This window comes from Psychrobacter sp. Choline-02u-9 (assembly GCF_002836505.1).
Taxonomy (GTDB): Bacteria; Pseudomonadota; Gammaproteobacteria; order Pseudomonadales; family Moraxellaceae; genus Psychrobacter.
Genome location: NZ_PJBF01000067.1, coordinates 22,462 through 28,777, shown reverse-complemented (window position 1 = coordinate 28,777; position 6,316 = coordinate 22,462). Strand labels below are relative to the sequence as shown.

Here is a 6,316-nt window from a genome sequence, read left to right as displayed (position 1 = left end):
GTAATATTACGTAATTGTTTCGATACATCCTGTATATTCTTGTATTAACCCTTAGTTATTTATCTATTTTAAGGGTTAATAACCGATAAATCCGCTTACATTGTCATCAAAAGTTACAAATTCAAAGTTATTTTTAATTTTAAAGTCGCAATAGCTAATGAATTTTTTGATGAAGAATCATTTTATAAGCAATAGAACAGTCTTATACTTGCTTCATTCGCTTTTAACGCTAACACTATAATCAAAGTATTCTTAACTGCTAACACACTATAATTGCTGCTCTACCGATTCAATATCAGCATAAACTTGGGTCGTCCCGTCTTTATTGAGTTGCATAACCTGATAGGGCATGAATTTATTTTGATACTTCATACCCGGGCTACCAACAGGCATGCCAGGTACGGCAAGACCCATAGCTTGTACTGGCGGATTTTCTAAAAACTGCGCCATATATTTAGCGGGTACATGACCTTCAAAGACGTAACCATCCGTAGTGACTACAGTATGGCAAGAACGCATTTCATTTGGAACGCTGTAGCGCTCTTTAAATACGGCTAAGTCCGCAACATCTTGCGCGGTTGCACTTAGACCATTATCTTCTGCATGACTTATCCATTCTTTACAGCAGCCGCAATTGGCATCTTTATAGACAGTGGCTGAGACGTTTTTTAGTAGGTCTGGTTTACTTACTGATGTCATCATAGGAGTATTTATAACGTTTGGTTCAGCTGTCTTTGGAACAGCCAAAACATCTTCAGTTGATGCCGATGTTGTGCTTGCATCAGATACGCCACTACTCGGTTGGCTACAAGCAAATAGTGATGAGGCGGCAAGTAATACTAACGTACTACGCAACCCCTTAGACAGATAACGATTGAATATAAGACTGGATTTTATTTTTAAGGGGGTCATAGTGCTCTCTCATGTACTGTAGATATTGTGAGCTATAGAAGGTCAAGTAACACTTCATATCGTTTGGTAATGTAGCATAATAACCCATCAAACGGAGTACGTAAATTTATCCATTGAGCAGTGCGGACTGGTATCATAAGCAGTTTTTATTTTAAAATACTGCCTGTAGTATTAACAGGTCTATCCGAGTTTTGGATTTTGACTAAAAATTCAAAACTCATAATTTTGGATAATTTGCGATGCGCCTGTCTACTATTAATCTACAAAAGCGTTTGAGTACTCACTCAAATCAATTACCGCTATGGTTTACGCTAGTAGCAGCATGGCTTGCAGGGGCTATTTTTTTATTTGCGCTAGCGCCTCATGGGTTCTGGCCGCTAGCAATAGTGTCACCAGCGATTTTATATGCGCTGTTGGTACCAAATATGAGTGGTCGTCGCGCTTTTATTATCGGTGAAGCTTACGGTATGGGGCTATGGTGCGTCGGCGGCTTTTGGCTCTATACTGCCATCCATGATTATAGCGATACTCCAACGTGGCTCGCATTGATTATGATTGGATTGATGGGTCTCGGTATGGGACTGTTTCATGGATTTTTAGCACTAGTCTTTAACCGTATGGTAGGCAAACAACCCTTTTCATTTGCTGCTCTTTGGGTGCTACAAGAATGGTTAAAAACTTGGTTATTCACAGGCTTTCCGTGGCTGTTTGTTGGTTATGCATTTACTGAAGAGTATTGGTTATCGTCCTTAGCACCCGTTGCTGGTGTTTTTGCCGTCTCTTTTGTTGCCATACTATTGGCTGCAAGTTTAGTAGAGCTACTGCTTCGACGCAGTAGTTATGCCGTCGTTTCTGTACTGTTATTAGCCATTAGCACATCATTATGGCTGGTCAATCCGCAATGGACAAAACCTAAGGGCACACCTGATCTGTCAGTGTCATTGATTCAAGGTAATATTTCACAAGATATAAAGTGGCTGACGCAATATCAATTAGAAACGCTAAAGATTTATGCGAAGTTAACGCGCACTGAGTGGGGACGTGATGTGGTGGTGTGGCCTGAATCATCTATTCCGATGTTTCAGGATGAGGCTGCGGGCTTTATTAGTGAAATGATAGAAATGGCCAATGCGACCAATACGACATGGATAACTGGTATCCCTTATAAGGATAAAGCGGCATTCAATGCCAGTACGGATAAGTATCCCCCATTTTACAATAGCGTGATTGCTCGAGGTGTAGAAGCGGAAGGCCTATACAAGAAGCAGCGTCTAGTGCCTTTTGGAGAGTATATTCCATTTGAAGGCGTGCTCGATATTTTCCCAAGTTTGGCCGGTAGTCAGGATATTAAGAGCTATAGTCGTGGTAGTGATCAGCAGTCACCGCTAAAGGTGCGTGAACACAATATAGGGACGGCTATCTGTTATGAGGTAGCTTATCCAGATACCACGCGTAAAAATGCCATCGATACTGACTTTTTGTTGACCGTCTCTAACGATGCCTGGTTTGGCACTTCAGCAGGACCATTGCAACATTTGCAAATGGTACAAATGCGCGCGCTTGAGAACGGGCGCTGGTTTATTCGAGCGACCAATACTGGTGTTACCGCTATCATTAACCATAAAGGTCGTATTGTAAAACGCGCACCGCAGTTTGAGCGTACTGTACTACGTGGTGAGATACAGGCACGGGTTGGTAACACGCCCTTTATGCTTATGGGAAATTATCCTATCTTGATAATAATAACCCTGTTATTACTACTAAGCTATTTTGGCAAAGGTCTAACCACACTTAGAAGACGAGGGTAATAGTAAACTTAATCATAATAATTTAATCAGCGTAAGTTTTTTATTTTTTCTAGGTAACGTCCTAACGCACGTAAATATAAAAGTTTTAAACTATTGATCACATAAGAACTGATTGAAAAAATTATGTTGACATAAGGCACGCGCCTCATACTTAAAAAGAGATAGCTATATACGGTCTATCATCTTTTAGTTGATACTTTCATTTAATGCACGCGATTTTTGATTGTCATCTGCCTTAGTACCAAATTCAATAGTTGCATGTTGTATATTCTGATGCGCCAAATCTTCCTTGATGTTTTCTTTCATAGTAATAGTCTCTTCAAACGTTATATCGGTCTTCGGTACAATATGAACTGTAAGAGCATTCTCAGTGGTACTCAAAGCCCAGATATGTAAATGATGAAAGTTTTGAATAAAATTATAGCTCTCTAAGATAGCAGTGATTTTACTGAGATCAACATTTTGAGGTACTCCGTCGATAGCAAGCTTGATACTCTCTTTTAGTAGACCCCAAGTCGATAACAGTATAACGACTGAAATAATCAAGCTAACTAGAGGATCAACGATATTCCAACTTGTATAGTAAATAATAATGCCCGAGATAACGACACCTACAGAGACCAATGCATCTACCATTAGATGCAAGAAAGCACCTTTGATATTAATATCGTCTTTTTGACCTTTGTAGAATGCAAAAGCAGAAACAGTATTTATAAATACACCTATTAGAGCTGTAATAATAATAACTTTTCCTGCAACTTCCGGTATCGTATCAAATCGACCCAAGGCCTCATACGCAATACCTATAACGATTGTAACTAACAATATGGCGTTAATAAGAGACGCCATTATAGAAGCTTTTTTGTAGCCATAGGTATAAAGCGTAGTAGATGCTTTCTGTGCTAATTTCATTCCAATTAACGAGATTATTAAACTGGCAACATCACTTAAGTTGTGGCTAGCGTCTGCGATTAAAGCTAATGAATTAGTTGAATAGCCCACTATAAACTCGATGAGCGTAAATGCAGAATTTAGACCAATCCCAATATAAAAAGCTTTATTCATATTTTTAGGGTCTGGAGCTTGATGACTGTGGTTATCTGAATTACTCATAATTTACCCTTGTTTAGGTTGCTGCATTTTATTAAAGGTAGAAAATAAGTTTATTGCATATTTTCTATATTGCACAGTCAATATTGCTCTAATACCGTAGACCCACTTATTTTTATCAATAAACTGAGCCACAACTTGATTGTGTGTCCTATCTCTCCTTGGGCGAAAAAAGCGGATTTTACTGTAATCTAACTGGCTTACGTAAGCTTCTTGTTCTCATGTTCAAGCTCTTTAGTATGTGTAGCTTAGTCTTGAATGTTGGTTAGTATAGTTTCATTAGTGTGCTTTTTATGACATGACCACATAAAGGTGTAATCGTTTAATGCTTCAATCAGCATACGAACGGCGCGTTCTTTAATCTCAGGAGTGTAGGTTTGTCTTTTCATTATCGTATTCTCTCAGAAAGATGATTTACCGCTTCTTAACAGCGCGTGTAAAACCTTGCATCTGACGACTAAGCCGGTCTTCATAGTAAACTATCCCAGTATTGTCAGAAACTTAACGTCTTGTGAGGATGTACTAAGTGCTAACTTCAAAATGATTGAAATACCTACGCTAAATGACGACAAAAAAAGCCTAAGCAATCTAATGAAAAAGTAGATAATAAAAACCCAATCTATATGACAAACAAAAAAATGCCTCTGGGAGTTGACTCCCAGAGGCATTTAGTTTTAAATATAGCTAACGGTTACAGCGTGTTGACGCACACTGTAACGAACAAATAAGCACCTGAACTGCGTTATTTGAACAGCATTAAATGCCCGTGTAGGTGCATTTTATCCAAAATTTGCTTTCATATCAACTTTATTCACTATACATTTTAAAAACTGCTTGTTCGCTCGTTACATTTTCGTGCTGCTCTCTCTGTACCCGTTACCCGTCAAATGGGTGGCAGGCCTCGGTGACGACTGCGTTTGACATAAGGGTGAGCTCCCTACAGGGGTGACTAGACAAAGGATCAGAGCAACGCAATGAGTGGTTACTTGTGCATATCGTAGCGGTATATTGGGTTTAGGCCCTTGCTAGCGTATGACAGCACAGTAGCGGTTAAGAGCGTGTCTAGGCGGTGCTATCAGCCGTAATCTTAACAACCGTAGCTTGATACAGTGATACGGTCTTGATGACGCGATGGGCGATGAAGTCGGCATGACTAATCACATCAAATCCAAGGAATGCACTAAAGCGTTTGTGAGTATTTTTTTACTCATAAACGCTTTAGGGTGAGTGTTCCTTGAAATCTGCTCAAGGCTCCAAAATCAGCATAAATTCACTTAGGCTAACTTAAGTAGTATATAGCCCACTCGGCTATATACTATAAGAGTCCAGAGAAAAATTTAGAATAGTTAATATACAACAATCACTTATTCAGTGAGTCGATATTGTCATGGTTGATTCATAAGCTTAGTGTGAATAGAACGAGATCTATGTCTTGGGCAAAGTATCTTTCACACTCATAACTGTTCTTTATCTTGAAATTCTAATTAAACTGAAACCTCGAATACTTTTATTTAATCAGCATCCAAAGCATTATCTTTGTTTTGAATAAGTATCAGAGCATCTTGTGCTTTCTTAAGTTGATCTTGTAACAGAGTCACTTGTTCTTGCTCCGATAGGTGATGGCTTGATAGCTCGCTATACTGCTTATTCAGTACGCTATGCTCAGCTTCAAGCTTAGCCTGTGTTTGGGTCAGCTGATCGTTGAGTCCTGATAGCTTGTTACGCTCAGCGACTATGGCCTTTAACTCTCCTTTGACTTCTGCCGTATCAGTCGCTATCTCATTGCGTTCAGTGGTGACTGTCTTTAGCTCACCCTTAGTCACTGTCAGTTCTGTTTGTAGACGTGCAATTTCTGCTTTATCGCTACTAGCAGTGGCTTCAAGCGTGGCCACTTTTGATAGGTTGGCATTTAACTCTTTTGACTGCTGATCAAGGGTATGGCGCAGATCTGCAAGTTGAGCTTGGGCTGCATCTGTCTTAGCTCGTTCAAGCTCAAGCGCGTGCTGAGTATCACTGAGTGTCTGTATCAGCGTGTCACGTTCAGCAGTCACTTGAGCTGCGGTGATAGCGGCTGCCTCTGCGGTTGCTGTGACCTCATCGAGCTGCCCTAACAGATCAGCTTGCTCACTCTCTAGGGTCTTAACCGCCTCTTGCGCCTCGTCTGTCTCAGCTTGTGCCTTGGTCTTAATGCTCTCTAGGGCTTCACGCTCTTTCACCAACCGATCATTGGCGATATCAATAGCCGTTTGCCACATATCCGCACCAAGCGACTGTAAGCGCTCAGCAATGCCACTTGGCAGCTCAACCTGTCTTAGCTGCTCTTCTTCTTGATTATCCTGACGCCAAGACTTCATGGCTTCACTGATGGTCGTAAATGAACCACCACCTAGCGCCTTACGCACTTCGGCTAGGGTAGGCTTAATACCCTGCTCTTGTAGCTGCTCAGCAGTGGCATGAATCTGTGGGGTAGTGATGGCCATGATAAT

General features: G+C 40.5%; 4 protein-coding genes. 1 reads left to right on the top strand and 3 read right to left on the bottom strand.

Annotated elements, in window-relative coordinates:
• Window positions 1-267: 267 nt before the first annotated feature.
• Complete coding sequence (locus tag CXF69_RS13825) at window positions 268-912, bottom strand: DUF411 domain-containing protein (protein WP_102083188.1); 645 nt, start codon at window positions 910-912, stop codon at window positions 268-270.
• 239 nt (window positions 913-1,151) lie between these two features.
• Here CXF69_RS13825 and lnt point away from each other — a divergent pair, with 239 nt between their 5' ends.
• The gene (gene lnt, locus CXF69_RS13820; RefSeq protein ID WP_101204322.1) at window positions 1,152-2,720 is read left to right on the top strand and encodes an apolipoprotein N-acyltransferase; all 1,569 of its coding nucleotides are present in this window, start codon (window positions 1,152-1,154) and stop codon (window positions 2,718-2,720) included.
• 186 nt (window positions 2,721-2,906) lie between these two features.
• Here the strand turns inward: lnt and CXF69_RS13815 are convergent, their stop codons facing one another.
• Both CXF69_RS13815 and CXF69_RS13810 read right to left on the bottom strand, forming a co-directional pair.
• Window positions 2,907-3,833: a cation diffusion facilitator family transporter gene (locus CXF69_RS13815; RefSeq protein ID WP_058025953.1), complete on the bottom strand. Its 927-nt coding sequence runs from the start codon at window positions 3,831-3,833 to the stop codon at window positions 2,907-2,909.
• Between the two features lie 1,508 nt (window positions 3,834-5,341).
• Window positions 5,342-6,310 (bottom strand): DNA-binding protein, encoded by a 969-nt coding sequence (locus CXF69_RS13810; RefSeq protein WP_101204323.1) that lies wholly within the window; start codon window positions 6,308-6,310, stop codon window positions 5,342-5,344.
• Window positions 6,311-6,316 lie beyond the last annotated feature (6 nt).

Coding starts and splice junctions, on each gene's coding strand:
- CXF69_RS13825 (WP_102083188.1), bottom strand. CDS start 912: ATGACCCCCTTAAAAATAAAATCCAGTCTTATATTCAATCGTTATCTG.
- lnt (WP_101204322.1), top strand. CDS start 1,152: ATGCGCCTGTCTACTATTAATCTACAAAAGCGTTTGAGTACTCACTCA.
- CXF69_RS13815 (WP_058025953.1), bottom strand. CDS start 3,833: ATGAGTAATTCAGATAACCACAGTCATCAAGCTCCAGACCCTAAAAAT.
- CXF69_RS13810 (WP_101204323.1), bottom strand. CDS start 6,310: ATGGCCATCACTACCCCACAGATTCATGCCACTGCTGAGCAGCTACAA.